The organism is Thiomicrorhabdus aquaedulcis (genome assembly GCF_004001325.1).
Classification (GTDB): Bacteria; Pseudomonadota; Gammaproteobacteria; order Thiomicrospirales; family Thiomicrospiraceae; genus Thiomicrorhabdus; species Thiomicrorhabdus aquaedulcis.
Map to the genome: position 1 here is coordinate 1,864,914 of NZ_AP018722.1, position 25,005 is coordinate 1,889,918.

A 25,005-nucleotide genomic window follows, 5' to 3' on the forward strand; every position below is an offset into this window, starting at 1 on the left:
CCCACTCGTGCAAAGGTCTCATATACTTAATCTGGCGTTTGCTCAATCACCTTTTTAGCAGAGAACTTACAACTAAACGTTGACCCTTTACCCAACTGACTGTTAATTGCCAATGAAGAGCCATGACGCTCTAAAATGTGTTTTACAATGGCCAGCCCCAACCCTGTTCCCCCCGTGCCACGTGAACGTGCTGTGTCAACACGGTAAAAACGTTCGGTAATGCGGCTAATGTGCTCGGGTGCAATGCCAATGCCGTTGTCTTTGACGGAAAATTGCGCGCTATTTTTTTCTTTAAACCAACGCACTTCTATCACACCGCCTTCTGGCGTATAGCGAATAGCATTTGACACCAAGTTCATAAACACACTTTTAAGCGGTTCAGGTTGCCCCATCACGCCAAGACAAGGGTCTACATCAAAAACAATTTTATGCTGCCCTTGACTGAGCTGATTGGCCTCTACTTCAAGTTTAACCAGCATATCAGGCACATCAACCGGTTCTTCTTTGGCGGTTAAGGTTTCGGACTCCATGCGCGACAACATAAGCAAATCTTCAATAATAGCCTGCATGCGATCCGATTGATTTTGCATATTGCTCAAAGCGCCCTGCCATTGTGCTTGATGCGGCCCTGGGGTGTCGAGCATGACTTCTAAATACCCTTTTAACACCGTAAGCGGGGTACGCAACTCGTGCGAGGCGTTGGCTATAAAATCTCGCCGCACTTGTGCCAAATTATAAAGCTCACTAATATCTCTTAAAATCAATAGCTTATGATTGTTAAAATACGGGATAATTTGCACATTGTAAATGCGTTGCTGACCTTGCAACCGTTTAATGGTTAAGGAAGACGTGTGTTGTTTTAGTTTTAAATACGCTAAAAAATCAGGATGCCGCATCAAACTTTCAATTTTACGACCGACATCATCACGCTTAAACTCTAAAATACTTTCGGTTGAGGCATTAAACCATTCAATGTAGTTTTTAGAATCTAACGAAATAATGGCATCAGGAATCAGCATGGATGCGGCTTTAAATTGCTCTGACTTATACAGTTGCAAATCGGCGTGCTTTTCAACCGCTCGCTGTTTCTTTGACACCAAGTAGCTTAGCTCGCTCCAAAACCCAGACGTGGGTGGAAAAGCCGATTGGGTACCGCCTTCCATCCACCGCTCAAATTTGCGCATACTCCACAACTGTCGAGCCACATAAAAAACGGCATACGCCACAAAGCTTTGTAGCCACCAACTGGTAAGCCAAGCAAAAAACATCACCCCCCACAACGAGGTAACTAGCCAAGTGAGTTCGCGGCGAACGCCGCTGGACAACAACGCTTAAACCTCAAGCGCCGAAAATCGGTAGCCGGTGCCGCGAATAGTTTGAATGTAATCGGCGACATTAAGCGGTTCAAGAATTTTACGTAACCGACGAATATGAACGTCAACCGTGCGGTCTTCGACCACAATGTTTTCGCCCCAGACGTGATTAAGTAATTGCGTCCGTGAATAGACGCGGTTGGGATGAGACATAAAAAACTGAATCAACTTAAACTCAGTAGGGCCTAATTTAACTTCTTGTTGGTCTACTAAAAAACGGTGACTGGTTAAGTCTAAGTGCATTTTTCCGGCCACTAAGGCATCAACCGATTGAACGTCACTTTCTTGACGACGCAATATGGCTTTTACCCTAGCCACTAAGGCGCGCGGAGAAAATGGTTTAACCACGTAATCGTCTGCACCGGCTTCAAAGCCTTTAACCTGATCGTTTTCTTCACCGCGAGCGGTTAACAAAATAATGGGCACCGCACGCGTTTTGTCATTTTGTCTAATGCGTTGCGCCAGTGAAACACCGCTGATGCCGGGAAGCATCCAATCCAATAAAATCAGATCGGGTTGTTGCTCAAGCACCATTAACCAGGCCTGCTCAGCGTTCGCCGCTTCTATTACCGTGTATTCCGAAGATTCCAAGGTAAATCTAAGCATATCGCGAATTGCAGCTTCGTCCTCAACAATCAAAATGGTGGGTTGTGACATTAATGTCTTTCTCCTATTGGGTGGTGCAGACTCGTGAGCCAGACCACCTTTGCACGTCTTTTAGGCTTAATGAGACCTTTGCACGAGTGAATTCACGAATAAAAATGGTTAAAATTCACCCGATTTTTGTTGAAAAACTTGCGAATAGCCAGCTATTCACTGCATTTCCCGCCGCAATCAGGCAAATTTTCCCGCATTTTTCTTTCGCGCCTCACTCGTGCAAAGGTCTCTAATAATTAAACGGGTTTAACGCCTTTTAAAAGTCTGCTAGTTTATCTGAATCCATATTGCGAATGTCTTGACCTTCGACCAAGTACACGACGCTTTCGGCAATATTAACCGCATGGTCGGTAATACGCTCGGCGGCACGCAACGCATAAATCATTTCGATTAAATACTCTGGTGGAATATTGGTACTGTTAAAACCTTGCAACACGCTTTGAGTAGCGGTTTTTAGGGCAATGTCCATGCGTTCTTCATCGTCGATTATATCCGCAATTTCGGATAAGTCTAACCGTGAAAAGGCATTGAGTGACTTTTTAAGCATTTCAGTGGCGCAGGTGGCAATTTCTATCAAACCTAAGTAACCCGGAATGCTTTCGCAACGATAATCACTGTCGGCAATTTTAATGGCTAATTTGGCGGCGTTAACCGACTCATCGCCCATTCGCTCTAAATCGACTGCAATTCGGATGGCAATAATAATTAAACGTAAATCTGACGCCGTAGGTTGTTGACGTGCTAAAACGCTGGCGCACAAACGGTTAATTTCCATCTCTTCTTTGTTGACAATTTTGTCCAACACTTTAATGTTTTTTGCCAATGGCAAATCGTTACATTTAATAGCTTCTAGGGCGTTATCGAGTTGTTTTTCGACCATTCCACCCATTTCTAATACTTGGTTAAACAGGTCTTCTAAATTGCGATTGTATTGCTCAGAAATATGCGCTTTAAATTCAGTACGTTCCATGGTTACACTCCTAAAAACAGCTTTAATAAAATATATGCGGATTTTTGCGTTGACCAGGCCTGGTCAACGCCGTTTTAAAACGTTGTGAAGCGTATATTAGCCATAACGTCCGGTAATGTAATCTTCGGTACGCTTAATTTTAGGGCGCGTAAACAAGCTGTCGGTGTCAGCGTATTCAATGAGTTCACCCATGTACATAAAGGCCGTGTAATCTGATACACGTGCCGCTTGTTGCATATTGTGCGTAACAATAACAATAGTAAAGTCTTTTTTAAGCTCAAAAATAAGTTCTTCAATGGCAAGCGTCGAGATAGGATCTAACGCCGACGTGGGCTCATCCAATAACAGCACTTCAGGCTTAATGGCAATGGCGCGTGCAATGCACAAACGTTGCTGTTGTCCACCAGACAATCCCAACGCATTGTCGTGCAAACGATCTTTGGCTTCTTCCCACAATCCTGCGCCTTTTAATGCCCATTCGACCGTTTCGTCTAATACAGCTTTGTCACTGATGCCTTGCAAACGCAAACCGTAGCAAACATTTTCATAAATGGATTTTGGAAACGGATTAGGCTTTTGAAACACCATGCCCACACGGCGGCGTAATGCAGCTACGTCCATTTGCTTGGCGTACATTTCATCGCCATGCAACAACATCTCACCTTTGGTATTCACAATGTCAATAAGATCGTTCATGCGATTAAAACAACGCAATAAAGTCGATTTACCGCACCCTGACGGCCCAATAAACGCGGTAACGCGGTTTTCGGGGATAATCATATTTACATCCATCAACGCTTGCTTGGTACCGTAATAAAGATTCCAGTTTTTAACTTCAATTGCCACTTTTTCGTTTGCTAACGATAGGCTGCGATCTTCTCTGTCTAACGAAATACTCATGTTGTATTCACTCATGTCGATTTTCCTTAAAAATAGGGGTCATGCCAAGCATGTAGGTTAATGGTCAAGCGCTTTGTAGCGTTCTCTTAATCGGTTACGAATGGTGATGGCGCCTAAGTTAAGCCCGACAATAATAATCACCAACAATAAAGACGTTGCATACACTAAGGGCTGAGAAGCTTCTATATTAGGACTTTGGAAGCCTACGTCGTAGATGTGAAAACCTAAGTGCATAAATTTGCGGTCTAAATGCACAAACGGGGCAATCATGTCTATTGGCAACTCTGGAGCTAATTTAACCACGCCCACCAACATTAACGGAGCAACCTCACCCGCTGCACGCGCAATAGCCAAAATTAATCCGGTCATAATCGCAGGCATCGCCATGGGCAATACTAAACGCATAATGGTTTCGGCTTTAGTTGCACCCAAGGCCAAGCCACCTTCACGTAAAGCACGAGGAATACGCGACAAGCCTTCTTCGGTTGACACAATCACCACGGGCAACGTTAGCAACGCCATGGTCAATGACGCCCATAATAAGCCTGGCGTTCCAAAAGTAGGACTGGGTAAGGCGTAGTTGTAAAACAGTTCGTCTACATTGGCACCTAAAATATATACAAAGAACCCTAATCCAAAAATACCAAAGACAATCGACGGAACACCCGCCAGGTTGTTAATGGATATACGAACCAAACGCAATACCGTGCCTTCTCTAGCGTATTCACGCATGTAAATGGCGGCAATAACGCCCATTGGGGTTACAAATAACGTCATCAATAACACCATGGTCACGGTACCAATAATGGCTGGAAACACACCACCTTCGGTATTGGCTTCACGTGGGTCGTCCCACAAGAAGTTGCCCATAGCATTAAAGAAATACCCCACCTTTTCAGTGGTCGTCATATTGTTAGGCTGCCAAGCGTGTACCATCTTTACCACAGGAACAACGACTTCTTTACCCGTGCTAACGCGTAAAGTTAACTCACCCAACAATTTTAACTGATCATAAAAAACCTTAGTTTGCCCTTGGTAGGCAGTAAATTGCTTTTCATATTCGGCGCGTTGTGAATCCAACAGAGCCTTGCTGTCAGTGGTTAAGGTCTTGTCAGCAATTTGTATTTTTTCTTCTAAACGTAACCCCTCAATTTTGGCGTTTAATTTACCAATCTCGATTTTTTCGATGTGACGTATTTCGGCGCGAATATCGGCGCTTTTACCCACTTGCTCATTTAAGCGCGCCAATAACTCGGCAGGCTCTCTGATATCTTGACCGTCCACACTAAACTGCACCGCGTGACCATACAGATTACCGTACTCAAAACGCTCAACCACCATGACATTGTTAGACAAGGTAGTAAAACCACCTTGCAAGTCCAAACTGCTGACCCATCTAAAATCAATGCCTAGAATATCGCGGTTACCGGTCTTAATAAGGTGCTGGGGAACGTCGATTTTGCCATGAATTGCTTCTGGCGCATCACTTTCAACCACCAACATCTTAGAGTCTTGCCACTCGCCAATCACCGTTTCTAACTGGCCATTGGGTTGCTTAACACTTACCTCATAAACCTCATGTGGCCAAAAGTGAATCAGGCCTTTATAAGTAATCATCGCCAACAAACCAAACACCAATACCAAACTGATACTGACAGTTGATGCACTAAACCAAATCCAATGTTCGCCTTTTTTAAACCAGGTTTTCATCTCATAACTCCTTATAGCGAACCGTATTTGCGACGCATTCTTTGACGAACAACTTCGGCTAATGTGTTAAATACAAAGGTGAAAATAAACAACACCAGGCCTGATAAAAACAACACTCGATAATGCGAACTGGCGACTTCTGTTTCGGCCATTTCAACCGCTAAGTTGGCCGACAGGGTACGCAAGCCTTCAAACAGGTTGGTTTCCATAAGCGGCGTATTACCCGATGCCATCAACACAATCATGGTTTCACCCACGCCGCGTCCAAAGCCCAACATAATGGCCGAAAAAATCCCAGGACTGGCGGTAGGCAACACTACGCCCACCAAAGTTTGCCAACCGCTTGCACCCAATGCCAAAGAAGCATTAACCAAGTAGCCCGGTACGTTATAAATAGCGTCCTCGGCCACTGAAAAGATGGTGGGAATTAATGCAAAGCCCATAGCAAAACCGATAACCATGGCGTTACGCTGATCAAAATCTATGCCTGCACTAACCGTTAACCATTGGCGCATATCACCTTGAAACACAGCGTTTTCAATAGGCACGCTCATAGTCATTGCAACCCAACCTAAGAATAAAACAACCGGAATCATTAAGACTGCACGCTTGCCCACAGGGACTTTATGACGCAGGTTTTCGGGCAATTTTGACCACCCATAACCAAAGAGCAATATCCCAATGGGCACTACAATAAACAGCGAGAAAAACCCGGGTAAATGCGCTTCCATATAAGGGGCTAACCACAGACCGGCTAAAAACCCTAAAATTACCGTAGGCAAGGCTTCAATAAGCTCAACCGATGGTTTAATCCACTGGCGAGTTTGTTTATCCATAAAAAACGCTGTAAAAATGGCCGCCAAAACAGCAATAGGCACGGCAAACAACATTGAATATAAGGCCGCTTTTAACGTACCAAAGGTTAAAGGCGTTAATGAAAACTTGGGCTCAAAATCTGAGTTAGCCGAAGACGACTGCCACGTATAAGTAGGCTCGTCATAGCCTTCATACCATACCTTACCCCATAGGTTTGACATGGATACGTCAGGGTGCTCGTTTTCAATATGATACTGCACCAATTGACCTTCAGCAGTTTCAATCAATGCACCGTTAGCACGCGGCGTAATCGCTACAAAACCAGCACCACTAGAACTAACAAGCTCAGAGTACAAATGACGCTCAGAGGTCGAATGAAATAAATCTAACTCTCCCTCTGCATTGGTTGTGGCAAATCCTTTACGCCCTTTCTCAATAGCAATGGTTTCAATGGGAGATTCGCTGACTTTAAAATTACGAATATTTTTTAAGCTGTAGTCGTTGTTTGCATCACGCACTGGAAACCACTGCATGACCTGACCTTGGCTTGTACCGACCATTAAAGAATAATCGCCTAGTAAAAAACGCACGGTGGTAACATTTTCTTGCTGCCCTGCAGGCAATAAATCAATTTGCTCAATGTATTCAGGGTTGCGTAAATCACGTAGATTAAAATAATGCGCTTCACCGGTTTTGCTTACCGTATACAAATTGCGCATGTTGCCATCCAGTAACAGCCAATCAATTTGACCTTTAGCTTGAATGCTCACCGCGACATCTTGTTCAAGCGTTATGCCATCGGTCAACATCGACTCAATTTTTGAGAAACGTTTTAACTCAATAGATTCACTTGCCCCTGATTGCACATAAGCTATTTGCAAGTCAGACGTTTTATCACGCAAGGCTAAATGCGTAATTTCCGAATCGCCCAACACAAGAGGCGTCTCACCATACGGATAAGTCATAACCGGCGTAATAGTACGCTGATCGTTAGGATACGTTACTTTGTAGCCATATTTAGCGACCAACACGCCCCCACCAGACAAGCCAAACGCTAAGATGTTTTTAGCCTCGTCCACCACATTAAAGCTACTGATTGTTTGACCGCCTAATGGCAAATCTTCTACTAACGTAGTTTCACCCGTTGCGACTGTAAAGCCAAACATCTTACCCGAGGCACTAAAACGTACCGCAGATTCTTGATATTCATCCATAGCGTAGTAAAGTGTTTTTTCAGAAGCTCCACCGGGCACAGTGTACTGATTGGCTTTTTCTACAGAGGCTGATATAAATAATGGACCAACCACGTACACCAAAAAGAACATAATTAAAAGAACAGCAAAAATAACACTGATACCACCCACGGTTATTCCGACTGCGGCTATCGTATCTTTTAAATTTCTTCGTTTGATTCGCTTATCAAACAAAGGTCCTTTTAAGGCTTTGTCTAAAGCGGCTTGCGCGTTTGAGGAACGGGTTGTACTCATAAGTTTTTAACCTTTCGGCAATCAATTTAAAAAGGAAGCGTTTTTTCACGACGCAACTATAACGACTCAATATGACAATAAGGTTGCAAAACTCGTATATTTCTAAAAAAAACACCGCATTTAATCGCTGCATCGCACCACAATAAAACACCCAACGCACCATATTTGTACATTTTTCCATTTTTCTTGCACGCTGTTACGCAAAATACAGCCATCAAACCCGTTAAATTCAAGCAGTTAAAAGATTAATAAATATTATTGGCAACCTGGCACAATTCCAGCTATTATTTGCAAACTTCATTTCAATCACCTTCGCTGTAAAAGGACATATAACAATGCCACAAGCTATTTTTGATTTAATCCAAGAAAAAGACGTCAAATGGGCTGACTTACGCTTTACTGACACACACGGTAAAGAACAACATGTCACCGTTCCTGCGTCTAAAGTAGACGAAGATTTCTTTACCGACGGTCAATCGTTTGACGGCTCATCTATCGAAGGTTGGAAAGGCATTCATAATTCAGACATGATTCTGATGCCACAAACCGACGGTTACGTAATAGATCCTTTCACCAACGATCCAACCATCATCATTCGCTGTATGGTTATTGACCCCAACACCATGGAATCTTATGAAAAAGATCCACGTGGTATTGCGTTAAAAGCAGAAGCTTACCTAAAATCAACCGGCATTGCCGACACAGCGTTTTTTGGTCCAGAACCTGAATTCTTCATTTTTGATGACGTTCGTTGGGGCGCTGACATCTCTGGTTGCTTTGTTAAGATTGACGGTGGCGAAGCCGCTTGGAACTCTGAAAAAGCCTACGAAGGCGGCAACATGGGTCACCGCCCAAGCATTAAAGGCGGTTATTTTCCAGTTCCTCCGGTTGACCAGTTGCACGAAGTACGTGCCGACATCTGCGTTATGGCCGAAGAAATGGGTCTAAAAATTGAAGCGCACCACCACGAAGTGGCCACCGCTGGACAGTGCGAATTAGCTGTAGGTGGTAACACCCTTACCGCTAAAGCCGACGAAGTGCAAATTCTTAAATACGCCGTGCACAACACCTGTCACGCCTTGGGCAAAACCGCTACGTTTATGGCCAAACCCATCGTAGGCGACAACGGTTCAGGCATGCACATTAACCAGTCTTTAACCAAAAATGGCAAAAACATTTTTGCCGGTGACGTATATTCTGGTTTATCGCAAGAAGCCATTTGGTACATTGGCGGCTTAATGAAGCACGCCCGCGCCCTAAACGCCTTTACTAACCCTGGAACTAACTCATACAAGCGTTTGGTTCCTGGCTTTGAAGCGCCTATTTTATTGGCCTACTCTGGTAAAAACCGTTCAGCCTCTATTCGCATCCCTTACGCGCCGTCTGAGCGCGCACGTCGTGTTGAATTACGTTTTCCAGATCCAACGGCTAACCCATACCTAGCGTTTGCGGCAAGCTTAATGGCTGGTTTAGACGGTATTTTAAATAAAATTGATCCAGGCGCTCCGGCTGAAAAAGATCTTTACGATTTAGAGCCAGAAGAAGAAGCGCAATTTAAAACCGTTTGCTCATCACTAGACCAAGCGTTAGAAGAGTTGGATAAAGACCGTGAATTCTTGACCAAAAGCGGTGTGTTCACCGACGAGATGATTGACGCGTACATTGAACTAAAAATGAAAGACGTTACTCGCATGCGCGCCACCACGCACCCGATTGAGTTTGACATGTACTATTCAATGTAATTGCATTAAACGCTCTTATAAAAAAACCGCAGAAATGCGGTTTTTTTATGTCTTAAATTTAACGTCTAAATTAATAAAAAAAGCGTTTGACCAGGCCTGGTTAAACGCTTTTTACTTACATTTATCTACACTTAATTACACCTATCTAACCCGCCAACATCAACCCCTTCCAAACCGCGACCACAGCTTGACGCTCTTCCGAGTAGCACTCTGAACTTACCATGGGCGCTTGATTTTGTAAGGCCATGCGGTGGTATTTTGACCGGTACACTTTGTAGGCCTGCGTTAACATATCCACCGATTCACTGGGCAATAACTGGGTGGCTTTAACGGCTTCTAAGATACGCACGTTATCGCTAAATTGAGACAACTGCGGGTATTGTTGTGCAAAGGCCAGGACTAAATATTGCATCATAAATTCTATGTCTACAATGCCACCCTGCCCTTGCTTTAAATCAAACTCTTGAGCCGTGCTTTTATCCAGTGAGGCTTGCATTTTTTGGCGCATTTCAACCACTTCGGCGCGCACCGTTTGTGGGTTGCGTGCTTGTTGCAAAAAGCTTTGTTTAAAAGCATCAAAATGAGCCACACTTTGTGCGTCACCCACCACTGCTCTGGCACGTACAAACGCTTGATGCTCCCAGTTCCAGGCTTTTTGCTCTATGTATTTGGTAAAGCCATCAAAATCAATCACCATCATGCCCGACACGCCGTTGGGGCGTAAGCGGGTGTCCACTTCGTAGAGTACACCTGCGGGCATGAGCGTGGTCATGAGCGAGATGATTTTTTGCCCCATGCGCACAAAGTAAATAGAGTTATCCACCGCTTTGCCACTCGGATTAATGGATTGCGCACTGGGGTTAAGCCCTTCGTAGACAAACACAATGTCCAAATCCGAACCATAACCCAGCTCAATACCGCCCAGCTTACCGTAACCAATCACCATAAAAGGGTTGCGCTGATTATCGGGGGTCATGCCACCCGGCAGCCCCGATTTTTTAAGGCTAAGTTGCCAAGCAAACTCCACCACGGCGTGCAAAACGGCTTGGGCAATCCAGGTTAAATAGTCACTGACTTGCATAATAGGCACATTGCCGGTAATGTCGGCCGCCGCCACTTTAAACACTTGGGCGTGTTTCCATTGGCGAATCTCTTCCATAAATTGCTCTTCGTCACCGTTGGCGTTGTGCAATAAGCTTGTTACTTCACGCTGCAATGCTTGAGCGTTCATGGGTTCGTAGAGCGTTCGCTCGTCGAGCAACTGATCCATCAAGGCTGGGTATTTGACCAACATATCGGCCACCCACAAACTCACCTGACACAACTTAACCAGGTTTTTAAGCGCCTGAGGATTTTCTTTCAGCAGAACCAAATAGACGCTGCGTTTAACCACCGATTCGACCACCGCTAACACGCGCTTGAGCAGTTCTGGGCTGTAATCGCACTGCAAGACCTCACGCATAATGAGCGGTATGGTGGCGTTAAGTCGTTCAGTGCCTTCTTTGCCCAGCGTTTGCACCATTCGACTGGTTTTAAAACTGAGTAATTGAGCTAAAAAGTCGTCTGCATCGTGAGACGATAAACTAAATTCGGCCAGTTTATCGGCTTCGTCCAAGGCACTTAACCACAGCTCGGTCATTAAATCGTGTGTGCCACAAGCCTCGTCTACGGCAAAGACTTCGGCAAATTGCGCTTCTACAAAGTTGCGATGCACGTTTAAGGTGGTTAAGAAGGCCGCGTAATCAGCAAACCCCATGGCATTGGCCAGCATAAGTTGCTGATGCGATTCTTTAGGCAAGCTGTGGGTTTGTTGGTCGTCCCAGGCTTGCAAACGATTTTCGGCGCGCCGTAAAAACACATACGCCTCTTTAAGCCCTTGATACACGGTTATATCAATAAACCCGTGCTGACATAAAATCTCTAACATGGGCAACAGCGCGCGTCCTTGTAGGGTTTTGTCGCGTCCGCCGTGCACCAGTTGAAACGCTTGAGTTATAAATTCAATTTCTCTAATTCCGCCGCGTCCCAACTTAATATTGTCGTGCATGCCTTTTTTAGCGACTTCGGCGGCAATCATCTGTTTAAGCTCACGCAACGAATCCATGGCACTAAAGTCAACATATCGTCGATAGACAAACGGCCGTAAAACATTAAACAGTGCTTGCGCCTCATCGACATTTCCAGCCATTACACGGGCTTTTACCAACGCATAACGCTCCCAAGCTCGGCCATGCAGCTCATAGTAATGCTCAAGCCCTGCAAAACTCACCGCCAAAGGCCCACCATCGCCAAACGGCCGCAGCCGCATATCCACCCTATAGACAAAGCCATCGCCGGTCATTTCTACCAACGATTTATTAAGCGCCTGCCCTAAGCGAATAAAAAACTGATCGTTAGCCAATGGACGCGAAGCGCCCTGGGTTTCACCGCCCTCTGGATACGCAAAAATAAGATCAATGTCCGATGAGAAGTTTAGTTCTTGTCCGCCCAATTTACCCATACCAATCACCAGCATGGTTTGTGGCTTGCCCGACTCACGCCCTATTGGCGTGCCGTAACGCACACAAAAACGTTCATAGTGCCAATCCAACGCACTGGTTACTAAGGCATCGGCCAAGTCTGAAATAGCCGCCATACTCTCTTCTAATGAGGCCAAGCCCATTAAATCGCGCACGGCGATGCGTGTCATCATACGATTACGTTGCACCCGCAAATGCATTTTTAACTCGGTCTCGTCGGTGGACGCTATCGCCGTTTGATAAACCGTGTTGTAAAGTGTTCGTTCTGGCCAAGCGTCACGCCACACCTCTGGGGTGTGTAAATCGTTAAAACGCTTAAACATATTGCTAACATACAAACTCCAAGCTTGCACTTGTTCTAATGAATACATTGTTAAACCCTACTAAAAAGACTAAAAAAGACTAAAAATTAAATTCAACCAGGCCTGGTCATATTTTGTAAATAAACAATTGGGTTTGCCGAGCGTCGCTTAAAATCCATACTTCGGTGGGCTCTACGTCGGGCACCGCAAAACTGTTGCTCACAAACACCGCGCCACTGGGCAGCTCTTGCGACACTTTTTGCCAAAGCTTAACCATTGGTTCGGGGGATAAAAAAGCGTACACCATATTATAATCAGCCAAAGACACCTTCCATAAATCGGTGGCAAACGTTTCACCGCCTCGCAAGGTCGTGTGCATTTTAGACAACAAATACGGAATAGGCGCGGTTTCTACCCCGTGTGAAACCTGCACATTGGGCACCTGCGCCATAAACACTACGTTGCCGCCAAGGCCGCAACCTAAATCAATAAAGCGCACGTTTTGCGCACTGTCATGCTCACTACAGTGCAAAGCCACTTGCTCGGCCACCAACGCTTTAAGCGCTTGGCGGGTGACTGAGTTGGTTAAATACAGCGGCACGCGCTCGTGTCCGGCGTTAGAAAACACCAAACCAATCAACACAAACAGAGCCAATCCCCACCAAGGATTAACGCCGGCCGATAATGCGCCATACAACCCTAACGGAATTAACAATTGAATCCAACGCCACCAACTGGGTAAACCCAGCCAATGGCTTAACACGGCGGCCAACACACCTTGCACCAACACCAGCGGCCAGTAGGCGTAAGGTGGTGCAATCCACTGACTGGCCAACATTACCCCCAGCGCCAACACCATTAACGCCAAAGCCTGAGCCAGTAAAGCCACCAAAATTTTAGGCCATTTAACCAACCAACGTTTTAATACCACGCTTTATGTCTCATCTGTCTACATTCCTTAAACACCGATTGCACCACAAAATAAAAACCCTGCACCAAAAAAACAAATCCACCTTAAATAAACCCCTAAAAAAGCAAAAAACCACATAAATAAAACACTATCTTGTTGTTTTAAAAGTTATTTTAATTTTTTGGCACATTCCAGGCTTAACAATCATCGAAAACGTATTATTAATAACATTTTGAGAGGTTAGTATGAAACTGGTCGTTGCAATTATCAAACCTTTTAAACTCGATGACGTTCGTGAAGCGCTCCACGAAGTGGATGTTCACGGCATGACCGTTACCGAGTCTAAAGGTTTTGGCCGCCAAAAAGGCCATACCGAAATTTACCGTGGCGCTGAATACGCCATTGAATTTTTACCCAAACTGCGCTTAGAAATTGCCGTATCGGACGAGCAAGTTGAAAGTGTGATTGAAGCCATTGGCACCGCCGCGCGTACCGGCAAAATTGGCGACGGAAAAATCTTTATTTTACCGCTGGAACAAACCATTCGTATTCGTACGGAAGAAACCGGCGACATCGCCCTTTAAAAAAGGAATTAATTATGGAACAAGTACTTCAATTAAGCTATGCGCTTGATACCTTTTATTTCTTAATGTCCGGCGCGTTAGTCATGTGGATGGCCGCCGGATTTGCCATGCTCGAAGCCGGTTTGGTGCGCTCTAAGAACACCACCGAAATTTTAGCTAAAAACATCGGTTTGTTTGCCATTGCCTGTGTTATGTACATGTTGGTCGGTTACAACATTATGTATCCAGCCGAAGCGATTAACAGCTTTATCCCAGGGTTAAGCTTTTTAATTGGTGGTGATAACGAAGTGGCCGCTGTAATTGCAGGTGGTGACGATGCGCCTTATTACTCAGGCATGTCTGACTTCTTCTTTCAAGTTGTGTTTGTGGCAACCGCCATGTCCGTGGTGTCAGGTGCAGTGGCTGAACGTATGAAGTTGATGTCGTTTTTTGCCTTTGCTATCGTATTTACAGCGGTAATCTACCCGATGGCTGGTTTCTGGAAATGGGGCGGCGGGTTCTTAGACGAATTGGGCTTCCTTGACTTTGCAGGTTCTGGTCTAGTTCACATGGCGGGTGCTGCAGCGGCGTTAGCAGGTGTGTTATTGCTAGGAGCGCGTAAAGGTAAATACGGTCCAAACGGTGAGTCACGTGCAATTCCCGGTGCTAACCTACCGATGGCGACACTAGGAACGTTTATTTTATGGCTAGGTTGGTTTGGTTTTAACGGCGGCTCTGAGCTTAAGATTTCTAACGTTGAAGAAGCCAATGCAGTTGCTATGATTTTTGTAAACACCTTAATGGCCGCTGCAGCCGGTGTGATTGGTGCGCTGTTAGCCTCTAAATTAAAATTTGGTAAAGCCGACTTAACCATGATGCTAAACGGCGCATTAGCAGGCCTGGTAGCTATTACCGCAGAACCGCTAACCCCTACTGCATTAGAAGCAACATTGATTGGTCTAGTTGCTGGTATCTTAGTGGTGTTTGTAATTTTAATCATGGATCGTAAGTTTAAAATTGATGATCCAGTGGGTGCGATTTCAGTTCACGGTGTTATTGGTATCTTTGGTTTGATTGCGGTCACGTTCACAAATCCAGATTCAAGCTTAGTAGCGCAGTTAACCGGGATTGTCGTAATCTTTACTTGGGTGTTCTTAACCAGCTTAATTTTGTGGTCAATCATCAAAGCAGTCATGGGAATTCGTGTTAGCGAAGAAGATGAATACACCGGTGTTGATCAGTCAGAATGTGGTATGGAAGCGTACCCTGAGTTTAAAAAGTAAGTTTTAAGTTAGAGAACGTAACTTAGTTGTAAATGTTAAATCCTTCATGTTGTAAATGCTCCTCGTTTTTTGCCCCGCTTAGTCGGGGCTTTTTTTTGCGTAAAATACGCCTCATCCCCCCGTGTTTTCGCTACAATAACACTCATTGCATTCATCCTATTACTATTACTCAAAACATCCTAACCCAGAGAATTATATATGTCCTTACACCGTTTACTGTCTTCTTTGCTGCTGAGCAGTATTTTTATGTTAAACCCGGTCTTGTCCTTCGCCGAAGAAGCCGCCACCGGCAAAACCTACTCACCCAAATACAAGCAATTTGAAGCCCCCAAAGAGAACATTCCAAAATACTTTGCCATGGAAAAAAACGTGGTGAATTTTAAGGGTGAAGGTCAAGCGAAGTTTTTAGCCATTGATTTAAAATTTATGTCGTACTACCCACAAATTGTTGAAATAGAAATGGAGCATTTACGCCCTATTTTAAAAAATGACATTGATCGCTTATTACGCAATAAAACTTACACTCAACTAAAGTCACCCACCGGACCCGATGAGCTAAGAGCCGAAATACTAAAAGTAGCGCGCGATATTTTAGAAAAACACAATCTGTTTCCAGACTTGTTAGAAGACGTGTATCTTGAACGCTTTGTAATGCAATAATTAGCACACAAACGCAATACATAACCCAGAAATACATAATCCCGAGTTAACTCGGGATTAATAAAAAGTACCCTAAAACGTTCTTAACTTATAAAGCCACTTATAGAGCACCATTTTTAAACTTGGTTTTACCTCAATAGGATGCTTAAACACCAAAACAACCGCTTGTTCATTGGGGTTGCGTAACGGGTGGTTATACCAATCCAACAAGCTTTCGTATTCATAACCGCTGTCTAACGCAATAAGTTGCCAAGGCAAAGGGCGTACCGCAGAATCAACTTTTATGCCTTGTGGTGTAAATTCAAGCGCAATTTTTTCGTCAATAAAGACTGGTTTAGCTTTACCAGACTCCATCCAAATACGCACCACCTCTCCTGCTTGCAACAACGTACCATAAGGTAAAAATAAATACTGTGCGTTTAGACTGTTCACAGGGTTGTCCAATAACGGTGGCCCATCAGGAAACGTAAACTTGCAATAACCTCCAGAACAACATGACATTTTATTTTCCTTACGTGCAAAAAGAGTTTATTATTATAACCATAGCCTTTAGCCTTGGAGCGATTCAAATGGTCATTAACTCTAACCCCATCTCACCCAGCTACTTTAATCAGATAAACCAGGTTAATCAGACACTTAGTTCTGGAAGCCAAATCAACAGTGCAGCCGACAATCCTGCAGGTAGCGCCATTGTTAGTGCTTTAACCGCGCAAGTCAATAGCCGCGATATGGCTACCCAAAATGCCAACCAAGGCATAGGATTATTGCAAACCGCCGACGGTGCGAGCAACACCATTGGTCAAGCGTTGTTGCGCATGAACGAACTGGCTCTGCAAGCCCAAAATGGCACACTTAACGATGGCCAACGTGGTGCGTTAAACGCAGAGTTTCAGCAAAACCTGCAAAGCATTAATCAAACGGCACAAAACACCGCGTTTAATGGGCAACCGCTCTTAAACGGTCAAAGCCCTAGCGTTAACATTAACCTGGGCGACAGCAGTAACAGCACCTTAACCCTGCCCAACCAGAGCAGTGACGGCTTGGCCATTAGTGGTTTAAACATCGGCAACGCCGCCGACGCTTCTTTGGCCTTTGCCGGTGTCACCACCGCGCTTGAGCAACTCACCACTCAGCGCAGTGAATTTGGTGCACAACAAAATGGTTTAGTCCGCGCGATTGATAATTTAGCCACTCAAAACATCAATAGCCAAGCCAGTCGCAGTCAAATCAGCGACACCGACTTTGCCCGCGCCATGACCGAAAAAATTAGACAACAAACCCTAAACGAAAGCTCAATTGCCATGCAAGCACAAAGCAATCAAACCCGAGGCAACGTGTTGCAACTGCTGAGTTTTTAACCACATTAAAACCCCCACTCTCCTTAAAACGGCCGAACTTTTCGGCCGTTTTAATTTGTAGCACGTTTAAATTTCAATGACTGTCTTGTTGTAGCCCACTTTTTTAACCGCCCACTTACAGACAACCGCCCAAGCGATTGTTATAATCGCGTCAATATTTTTTATTAAAAAGAGTTTAATAAACGTCCTATGGAAAAGCATTTCGACCCCAATATTATTGAAACTAAGTGGTACCAAATCTGGGAAAAAAAGGGCTACTTTAAGCCGCAAAACAACCAGGCCAGCCCTTACAGCATTATGATTCCGCCGCCTAACGTGACCGGCAGTTTGCACATGGGACACGCGTTTCAAGACACCATTATGGACACCTTGATTCGCTACCACCGCATGAAAGGCGAAGACACTCTTTGGCAACCCGGTACCGACCACGCGGGCATTGCCACGCAAATGGTGGTTGAACGTCAACTGGCCGCCAAAGACTTAAGCCGTCACGATGTAGGGCGCGAAAAGTTCATTGAAAAAGTCTGGGAATGGAAAGAAGAATCCGGTGGCACCATTACCAAACAATTGCGTCGCATGGGTGCGTCGGCCGATTGGAGTCGCGAACGTTTTACCATGGACGACGGTTTATCCAACGCGGTAAAAGAAGTCTTTGTACAGCTTTACAATGAAAACCTCATTTACCGTGGCAAGCGCCTTGTCAACTGGGACCCGGTACTGCACACCGCCGTGTCGGACTTAGAAGTTATTTCAGAAGAAGAACAAGGCAATTTGTGGCACATGCGCTACCCACTGAGCGACGGCTCAGGGTTTTTGGTGGTGGCCACCACACGCCCCGAAACCATGTTGGGCGACCAAGCGGTTGCCGTGCATCCCGAAGACGAACGCTATGTGCATTTAATTGGTAAAACCATTACCTTGCCCTTAGTAGGTCGAGAAATCCCCATTATTGGCGACGATTATGTGGATAAAGACTTTGGTACCGGTTGCGTCAAAATCACCCCCGCTCACGATTTTAACGACTACGAAATGGGCAAACGTCATAACCTACCCATGCTGAACATCTTAACGGTGGATGCGGCGATCAACGACCAAGCGCCTGAAAAATATCAAGGGCTTGATCGTTACGAAGCGCGCAAACAAATCGTAGCCGACTTAGACGCATTAGGCTTAATGGACGCCATTAAACCGCATACCTTAATGGTGCCACGCGGTGACCGTTCGCATGCAGTAATCGAACCCTTATTAACCGACCAATGGTACGTTGCGGTGCAAGAGTTGGCCAAACCCGCGATTGACGCGGTTAAAAATGGCGACATTGAGTTTGTGCCCAAAAACTGGGAAAACACCTATTTTGAGTGGATGAACAACATTCAAGACTGGTGCATTTCACGCCAAATTTGGTGGGGACACCGAATTCCCGCTTGGTACGATAACGACGGTAAAATTTACGTTGGTCGCAGCGAAGCGGAAGTACGTGCCCAGCATCAATTAAGCCCAGACCATATTCTTAAACAAGACGAAGACGTGTTAGACACTTGGTTTAGCTCGGCGTTATGGACGTTTTCGACCCTAGGCTGGCCCGAAAAAACGCCTGAACTTGCCAAGTTTCACCCCACATCTGTCTTAGTGACTGGCTTTGACATCATCTTTTTCTGGGTTGCCAGAATGATTATGATGGGACTAAAATTTACCGGCGAAGTGCCGTTTAAACAAGTTTACGTACACGGCTTAGTGCGCGATGGCGAAGGCCAAAAAATGTCAAAATCCAAGGGCAACGTGCTTGACCCACTGGATTTAATTGACGGCATTGAGCTGGAAGAACTGGTTAAAAAGCGCACCTACGGCATGATGCAACCCGAAAAAGCCGCGCAAATTGAAAAAGCCACCCGCAAACAATTTGCCGATGGTATCCCTGCATTTGGTACCGACGCGTTGCGCTTTACCTTTGCCTCATTGGCCTCAACCGGTCGCGACATTCGGTTTGATTTAAACCGCGCCGAAGGTTATCGCAACTTTTGCAACAAGCTGTGGAACGCCACGCGCTATGTGCTAATGAACACCGAGGGCTTTGACACCGGCGTAGACGATAAACAACCCATAGAACTCTCTTTAGCCGACCGCTGGATTAACGCACGCTTGCAAGACGTTATGAGTGAAGTCAATCGTCACTTTGACGGCTATCGTTTTGATTTAGCCGCCACGGTGTTGTATGAATTTACCTGGAACGAATATTGCGACTGGTACTTAGAACTGGCCAAACCGGTATTGAACAAAGACGCCAGCGACGCCGCCAAACGAGGCACTCGTAAAACTTTGGTGGGTGTACTAGAACAACTGTTACGTTTACTGCACCCTATTATTCCGTTTATTACCGAAGAAGCGTGGCAAGCGGTTGCTCCTTTAGCGGGCAAACACAATGCCACCATCATGCTTGAACCTTACCCACAAGCCAATTCAGTGCTTATGGACGCGCCGGCGGTATTGGAGCTGGAATGGGTTAAACAATTTATTGTCAGTGTGCGTAAAATTCGCTCAGAAATGGACATTGCTCCCAGCAAAGCCCTGCCTGTTTTACTCAGCTGTTTAAACGACAATGACCAGGCCTGGTTAAACAACAATCACGTTTCACTGACCACTTTAGCCAAACTGGCCAGCATTGATGTGGTTGAAGATGAAAGCAGTGTTCCCGAATCGGCTGTGGCGCTGGTGGGTGAAATGAAAATTTACATTCCAATGGCCGGCTTAATCGACAAAGAAGCTGAACTTGGGCGTTTAACCAAAGAAATTGGCAAGCTCGTAGGCGAAATTCAACGCCTAAGCGGCAAGCTTAACAACGATGGTTTTATTGCCAAAGCGCCCGAAGCGGTCGTGGCGGTAGAGCGCAAAAAACTCAACGATTATGAAATCGCCCTTAACAACCTAGAGGCACAGTATGAAAAATGCTTCAACTTTAAGCGTTCACAACGCGCACTGTCGGTAACGGCATTGCTTATGTCTATGAGCCTAAGTGCCCTACCAGGCCTGGCGAGTGCCGCAGAAGGCAGTTATAAAAACTACGTTACCGATGCTGTGGATGTGCCAGTGCGTAAAGGCGCTGATTATAAGTTTAAAATTTCGCACATGCTAAAATCGGGCACGCCCGTGACCATTCTAACCGTGGACAGCGCTGGCTGGGCAAATGTGGAATTTATGAGAAGTGGTAAAACAGTCACCGGCTGGATGCCCACCAGTGTATTGCAAAATGAGCCCGTGGCCAAAGAACGCCTGAGTGCACAAATGGCAAAAACAACGGCCGTTGAACAAAAACACAACGCACTATTACAAGAACTAGACACGCTTAAAGCGCGTTTTGACAGCACTGAGCTAGAACTGACCGCCATTAAACAAGAAAACTTTGAACTCACTCAAGAGTTAACTCGTTTAAAATCCATTTCGAGCAACGCACTCGAACTGGATGAAGAAAATCAAACCATGAAAAAACGGTTGTCGGCATTTGAAACTGACAACGCTATTATGAAAGAACAAATTGACGCGTCAAACGACGCTATTCAACGCCAATGGTTTTTAACCGGTGGCGGCGTGTTGTTGCTAGGTTTACTGTTAGGACGTTTCTTCCGCCTGCCTAATAAGCGTAAAAAATGGGACAGCTTTTAGCAGACCGCTTAAATTTAGTACTGGGGTAGGCTTAAACTTTACCCATAAAAAACCCTTTTAAAAGGGTTTTTTTACGGGTAACACTCTAGGCTATTTAAGTCGAGACTTTTGCACGACTAAATTACTTTGCCAAAAGTTTAATCAACTCTTTGGCCGGAACATAACCTGGCAATAACTCGCCGCTGTCTAATACAATGTTGGGCGTACCATTTACTCCAAATAATTCGGCTTGCATCATATGATTTTCCACTGGATTTTTGCAAGTTTTAGGCTCTACCACCCCACCTTTCATAGCCTCGTCCATGGTTTTTCCCTTATCAGCAGAACACCATACCGACACCGCTTTTAGATACGATGGCGTTGCTAAACCCGAGCGTGGATGCGCCATGTAACGCACAGCAATGCCTGCTTTATTCAGTTCAGGAATCTCTTTGTGCAACTTAGCGCAATAAGGGCAGTCAATGTCGGTAAATACAGTAACACGATGCTTTTGCTCGCCTTGTGCTGGGTACACAATCAGAGTGCTTTCTTCTATTTTATCCAACTCAGATTTACGCGCACTGGCCTTAGCCAATTCGGTTAGGTTTTCACGCGTGTCTAAACGAATCAAATCGCCGTTAAGTAAGTATTGACCGTCCTTTGACATGTAAATCACCATAGGTCCCACACTCACCTGATACACTCCCGGAAACGGACTGGGAGTAATTTGAGCGGCCGGCGCATCTGGTATCACCTTTTTAAGCTGTGCTTGTATGGCCGAATACTCTTCGGCCGAAAACGCCTGCGATACCAAGCTGGCCGATAACGCCAACACCCATACACTTTTTTTAATAATCGACCCTTTCATAACAAAATAACATCCTACTTAGTACTGTTAATAAACACTGCTCATAAAAACCGCTCATAAATACTGCTCATATTGCTAAATTTAATCTCTAACAATCGCTACCATTAATGTTGGTTAATATAACACAAATTATGTTCCATTTTAGCCACGCGGATGATGCTGCTGGTGCAAGCTAGCTAAGCGGTCTTTGGCCACATGGGTATAAATTTGAGTCGAAGACAAATCACTGTGACCCAACAACAGTTGCACTGTGCGTAAATCAGCGCCGTGGTTAATTAAATGGGTGGCAAAGCATGTCGCAGAGTGTGCGGCGACAAATTTGCATCAATACCGGCTTTTATCGCTAATTGACGAATACGGTGCCACAGCGTTTGCCGCGTCATCGTCCGTCCAATCCGGGAAATAAACACACTGTTTACCCATGCACCTTTTAACAAAACTGGCCGAGCATCTCTCATATAACGCTCTAACCATTCAATGGCAAACTCACCCAGTGGCACAATACGCTCTTTATTGCCCTTGCCGGTAACGCGAACCAAACCGGCCGATAAATTAACCTGTTCAAACGGCAACGTGACTGTTTCAGATACCCGAAGTCCGGTGGCGTACATGAGTTCTAAAATAGCGCGGTCACGCAATCCTAACGCTGTGGTCACGTCCGGTGCTGCCAACAACATCACAACCTGCTGCTCACTTAAAGTACTGGGCAAAGTTTGCGCACGTTTGGGTGATTTAATCAGCGCGGTTGGATCAATAATAAACTGTTGATGAACACAACCCCATTGATAAAATCGTTTTAAAGTCGACAATAAGCGAGCGTTGCTTTTAGCATCGCGGCCAACGGTGTGTAAATGATGCATAAACGCTTCAAGAGTAGATGCGCTAGGCGCTTGTAAATCAGGTACGTCAACGCTTATCAACCAGGCCTGGTAGAGTTCTAAATCGCGGCGGTAGGCCATAAGTGTATTGTGACTTAAGCCTTCTGAAAGCTGTAAAAATTCAATAAATTGATGTACTAAGGTGGGCGAATTAGACAAGGGGAGTGACTCAGGCGAATTTGTATTTTGCATGGCAAAATTATAGCAAACTCAACCCAAAAAAACGCCCAATAAAGGGCGTTTTAAACAAAGAAAACCAAAGTAATCGTGTTAGTAATAAACGATTATACTTTTTCTCTGATACGAGCGGCTTTACCAGAAAGCTCACGCAAGTAGTACAATTTAGCACGACGAACCGCACCACGGCGTTTTAGCGTAATGCTATCAACCATTGGGCTGTAGGTTTGGAAAGTACGCTCAACACCAACACCGTGTGAAATTTTACGCACGATGAAGTTTGAGTTAATTCCACGATTTTTGATGGCAATAACTACGCCTTCAAATGCCTGCAAACGCTCACTTGCGCCGTCTTTTACTTTTACTTGTACAACAATAGTATCACCAGGAGCAAATGCCGGAATTTCTTTGGTCATTTGTTCTGCTTCAATACGCTTAATGATATTGCTCATTTTAAGCTTCTCCACTTAGGACGGTCGGGACTTTTGCCACCGAACCATAAGGTCATTACAACCTTATATTTAATTTATTCAACATACGCTAACCCATGTTAACCAGAGGTTGAATCCGAATTTTAAAACTGTATAGGTTATTTAACCCAATATTAAATCAGGCCGACGTTGCTGAGTTCGCGCTAACTTTTGGGCGTGTCGCCAGGCCTCAATTTTAGCGTGATGCCCTTCAAGCAACACGGCAGGAACGTCTAAACCATCTACCACTTCAGGTCGGGTATAATGTGGGCAGTCCAATAAACCGTCCGAAAACGAGTCTTGTTCGGCCGACTGCGCATGCCCTAATGCCCCTGGAATTAAGCGAATCATCGCATCCATCAACATCATAGCCGGCAGTTCGCCACCACTTACTACAAAATCCCCAATGCTAATCTCTTCGTCAACCGATGAGGCAATTAAGCGCTCATCAATTCCTTCATAGCGACCACACAGCAGTGTTAGATTGGCGTGTTCTAATAACTGCACCACCTTACGTTGAGTTAACGGCTGACCTTGTGGTGATAAATACACCACGTGTGGTTTTTGGGTTAACTCAGCTTCAATGGCACACAATGTCTCTTTTAAGGGTTGGTACAGCATCACCATTCCAGGACCACCGCCATAAGGCCGATCGTCTACTGTGCGATGTTTATCGCGCGTAAAATCACGAGGATTCCACAAGGTAAGTTGATAAAGATTGGCCACATTGGCGCGTCTACTCACCCCCGATTCCGTTAATGCACTAAACATTTCGGGAAACAGGGTGATGACATCAAATCTCACAACGTTTCTTCCAATGGTTCAATATCCCAAATAACATTAATGCGCTTATTGACAATGTCTACTGACACCACAAACCGCTCCATTACAAAGGGAATTAAATCACTGTGCTCACCTTTAACACGCATTACATCGTGAACGCCGGTTTCGACCATTTCAGTGATTTCACCCAAAACGATGCCATCTTGGTTGGTCACTGTGCAACCAATTAAATCAATCCAATAAAGATTTTCTTCTGGATTTTTTAACTGATTACGGTCTATTGCAATATCGCATCCCATGTATTCACGGGCTACATCACGATCCGGCACACCCTCAAGTAACGCGACTAAAGTCTTGCCACCTTGTTGCACTTTACTGTCCAACACTTTAACTTGTCGCCATTCGCCCTTGCATTTAATCCACCAGGGAGAATACGCTAAAATATTTTGTCTGGGCTCGGTATGAGAAAATATTTTGACCCAACCTGCTACACCAAACACACCATTAATTTGGCCAACCATCAATTTTTCTTGCGACATAAATCGTCCTTTGACGGCGGTTAAAAAATGATTAAGCTTTAGCTGCTAATTTGATAATACCTTTTACGCGTGGGCTCATTTGAGCGCCTAGTGCAATCCAGTGATCAACTCTCGCCTGATCAACACGGGTTTTTTCTTCATTACCGGTTGCTACTGGGTTGTGAAAACCAACTTGTTCAATAAAACGACCGGTTGCGCTGTTGCGCTGATCGGCTACAACCATTTTGTAAAACGGACGCTTTTTAGATCCACCACGTGCTAAACGAATAACTACCATTTTTGATTCCTTTATTTAATCAGGCGATGAGAGGAATTCCTCTCAACAATTTCTTCTTTTGACTCACTAAATTTCACCGTAGTTGGCGAAAGGCGGAATTATACTGAAAAGCATTTTTTAAATCAAT

20 protein-coding genes and 2 pseudogenes are annotated in these 25,005 nt (G+C 45.0%); 7 read left to right on the forward strand and 15 right to left on the reverse strand.

Annotation, left to right across the window (positions count from 1 at the left end):
* Window positions 1–26 precede the first annotated feature (26 nt).
* The 6 genes from phoR to EP181_RS08555 all read right to left on the reverse strand — a co-directional run bounded on the left by phoR (window position 27) and on the right by EP181_RS08555 (window position 7,913).
* Window positions 27–1,328, reverse strand: coding sequence for a phosphate regulon sensor histidine kinase PhoR (gene phoR / locus EP181_RS08530; protein ID WP_232023399.1), 1,302 nt, complete (start codon window positions 1,326–1,328; stop codon window positions 27–29).
* 3 nt (window positions 1,329–1,331) lie between these two features.
* Entirely contained in the window at window positions 1,332–2,030 is a 699-nt protein-coding gene (phoB, locus tag EP181_RS08535; protein WP_127471264.1) for a phosphate regulon transcriptional regulator PhoB, read from the reverse strand.
* A 256-nt stretch (window positions 2,031–2,286) separates the two neighbouring features.
* Window positions 2,287–3,000, reverse strand: coding sequence for a phosphate signaling complex protein PhoU (gene phoU / locus EP181_RS08540; protein WP_127471265.1), 714 nt, complete (start codon window positions 2,998–3,000; stop codon window positions 2,287–2,289).
* Between the two features lie 96 nt (window positions 3,001–3,096).
* Window positions 3,097–3,915, reverse strand: a complete 819-nt coding sequence (gene pstB / locus EP181_RS08545) for a phosphate ABC transporter ATP-binding protein PstB (protein ID WP_127471266.1) — start codon at window positions 3,913–3,915, stop codon at window positions 3,097–3,099.
* Window positions 3,916–3,957: 42 nt separating this feature from the next.
* Window positions 3,958–5,610, reverse strand: a complete 1,653-nt coding sequence (gene pstA, locus EP181_RS08550; protein WP_127471267.1) for a phosphate ABC transporter permease PstA — start codon at window positions 5,608–5,610, stop codon at window positions 3,958–3,960.
* A gap of 11 nt (window positions 5,611–5,621) precedes the next feature.
* Window positions 5,622–7,913, reverse strand: coding sequence for an ABC transporter permease subunit (locus EP181_RS08555; RefSeq protein ID WP_127471268.1), 2,292 nt, complete (start codon window positions 7,911–7,913; stop codon window positions 5,622–5,624).
* Window positions 7,914–8,248: 335 nt separating this feature from the next.
* Here EP181_RS08555 and glnA point away from each other — a divergent pair, with 335 nt between their 5' ends.
* The gene (gene glnA / locus EP181_RS08560; RefSeq protein ID WP_127471269.1) at window positions 8,249–9,655 is read left to right on the forward strand and encodes a type I glutamate--ammonia ligase; all 1,407 of its coding nucleotides are present in this window, start codon (window positions 8,249–8,251) and stop codon (window positions 9,653–9,655) included.
* Window positions 9,656–9,800: 145 nt separating this feature from the next.
* On the opposite strand, the gene glnE is transcribed toward glnA, so the two are convergent.
* Window positions 9,801–12,545 carry a bifunctional [glutamate--ammonia ligase]-adenylyl-L-tyrosine phosphorylase/[glutamate--ammonia-ligase] adenylyltransferase gene (gene glnE, locus EP181_RS08565; RefSeq protein ID WP_127471270.1) on the reverse strand — a complete coding sequence of 915 codons (2,745 nt, stop codon included), beginning with the start codon at window positions 12,543–12,545 and terminating at the stop codon, window positions 9,801–9,803.
* Window positions 12,546–12,603: 58 nt separating this feature from the next.
* Window positions 12,604–13,407: a hypothetical protein gene (locus EP181_RS08570; protein WP_232023400.1), complete on the reverse strand. Its 804-nt coding sequence runs from the start codon at window positions 13,405–13,407 to the stop codon at window positions 12,604–12,606.
* Window positions 13,408–13,631: 224 nt separating this feature from the next.
* Between EP181_RS08570 and EP181_RS08575 the strand changes: the two genes are divergently transcribed.
* The 3 genes from EP181_RS08575 (at window position 13,632) to EP181_RS08585 (ending at window position 15,892) form a co-directional block, all read left to right on the forward strand.
* Window positions 13,632–13,970 (forward strand): P-II family nitrogen regulator, encoded by a 339-nt coding sequence (locus EP181_RS08575; protein ID WP_127471271.1) that lies wholly within the window; start codon window positions 13,632–13,634, stop codon window positions 13,968–13,970.
* A 14-nt stretch (window positions 13,971–13,984) separates the two neighbouring features.
* Window positions 13,985–15,232 (forward strand): ammonium transporter, encoded by a 1,248-nt coding sequence (locus EP181_RS08580; protein WP_127471272.1) that lies wholly within the window; start codon window positions 13,985–13,987, stop codon window positions 15,230–15,232.
* A 198-nt stretch (window positions 15,233–15,430) separates the two neighbouring features.
* Window positions 15,431–15,892 (forward strand): flagellar basal body-associated FliL family protein, encoded by a 462-nt coding sequence (locus EP181_RS08585; RefSeq protein WP_127471273.1) that lies wholly within the window; start codon window positions 15,431–15,433, stop codon window positions 15,890–15,892.
* Window positions 15,893–15,964: 72 nt separating this feature from the next.
* Here the strand turns inward: EP181_RS08585 and EP181_RS08590 are convergent, their stop codons facing one another.
* Window positions 15,965–16,393, reverse strand: a complete 429-nt coding sequence (locus tag EP181_RS08590; protein ID WP_127471274.1) for a hypothetical protein — start codon at window positions 16,391–16,393, stop codon at window positions 15,965–15,967.
* On the opposite strand from EP181_RS08590, the gene EP181_RS08595 reads away from it, so the two are divergent.
* The 3 genes and pseudogenes from EP181_RS08595 (at window position 16,387) to EP181_RS12060 (ending at window position 20,907) form a co-directional block, all read left to right on the forward strand.
* Window positions 16,387–17,250: a flagellin gene (locus EP181_RS08595; RefSeq protein ID WP_232023401.1), complete on the forward strand. Its 864-nt coding sequence runs from the start codon at window positions 16,387–16,389 to the stop codon at window positions 17,248–17,250. The two genes, EP181_RS08590 and EP181_RS08595, sit on opposite strands and share 7 nt — an antisense overlap.
* A 189-nt stretch (window positions 17,251–17,439) precedes the next feature.
* Window positions 17,440–20,193: pseudogene (locus EP181_RS08600) on the forward strand (valine--tRNA ligase); the annotation flags it as partial.
* Between the two features lie 57 nt (window positions 20,194–20,250).
* Window positions 20,251–20,907: a TIGR04211 family SH3 domain-containing protein gene (locus EP181_RS12060; RefSeq protein ID WP_232023582.1), complete on the forward strand. Its 657-nt coding sequence runs from the start codon at window positions 20,251–20,253 to the stop codon at window positions 20,905–20,907.
* A 121-nt stretch (window positions 20,908–21,028) separates the two neighbouring features.
* Here EP181_RS12060 and EP181_RS08605 read toward each other — a convergent pair whose 3' ends face one another.
* The 6 genes and pseudogenes from EP181_RS08605 to rpsP all read right to left on the reverse strand — a co-directional run bounded on the left by EP181_RS08605 (window position 21,029) and on the right by rpsP (window position 24,878).
* Complete coding sequence (locus EP181_RS08605; protein WP_127471276.1) at window positions 21,029–21,754, reverse strand: DsbC family protein; 726 nt, start codon at window positions 21,752–21,754, stop codon at window positions 21,029–21,031.
* A 141-nt stretch (window positions 21,755–21,895) separates the two neighbouring features.
* A pseudogene (gene xerD, locus EP181_RS08610) lies at window positions 21,896–22,713 on the reverse strand (site-specific tyrosine recombinase XerD).
* Between the two features lie 203 nt (window positions 22,714–22,916).
* Window positions 22,917–23,261, reverse strand: a complete 345-nt coding sequence (gene rplS / locus EP181_RS08615) for a 50S ribosomal protein L19 (RefSeq protein WP_127471277.1) — start codon at window positions 23,259–23,261, stop codon at window positions 22,917–22,919.
* A 141-nt stretch (window positions 23,262–23,402) separates the two neighbouring features.
* Complete coding sequence (trmD, locus tag EP181_RS08620) at window positions 23,403–24,083, reverse strand: tRNA (guanosine(37)-N1)-methyltransferase TrmD (RefSeq protein ID WP_127471278.1); 681 nt, start codon at window positions 24,081–24,083, stop codon at window positions 23,403–23,405.
* Window positions 24,080–24,601: a ribosome maturation factor RimM gene (gene rimM / locus EP181_RS08625; RefSeq protein WP_127471279.1), complete on the reverse strand. Its 522-nt coding sequence runs from the start codon at window positions 24,599–24,601 to the stop codon at window positions 24,080–24,082. The genes trmD and rimM overlap by 4 nt, the downstream gene beginning before the upstream one ends.
* A gap of 31 nt (window positions 24,602–24,632) precedes the next feature.
* Window positions 24,633–24,878, reverse strand: coding sequence for a 30S ribosomal protein S16 (gene rpsP, locus EP181_RS08630; RefSeq protein WP_127471280.1), 246 nt, complete (start codon window positions 24,876–24,878; stop codon window positions 24,633–24,635).
* Between the last annotated feature and the right edge of the window lie 127 nt (window positions 24,879–25,005).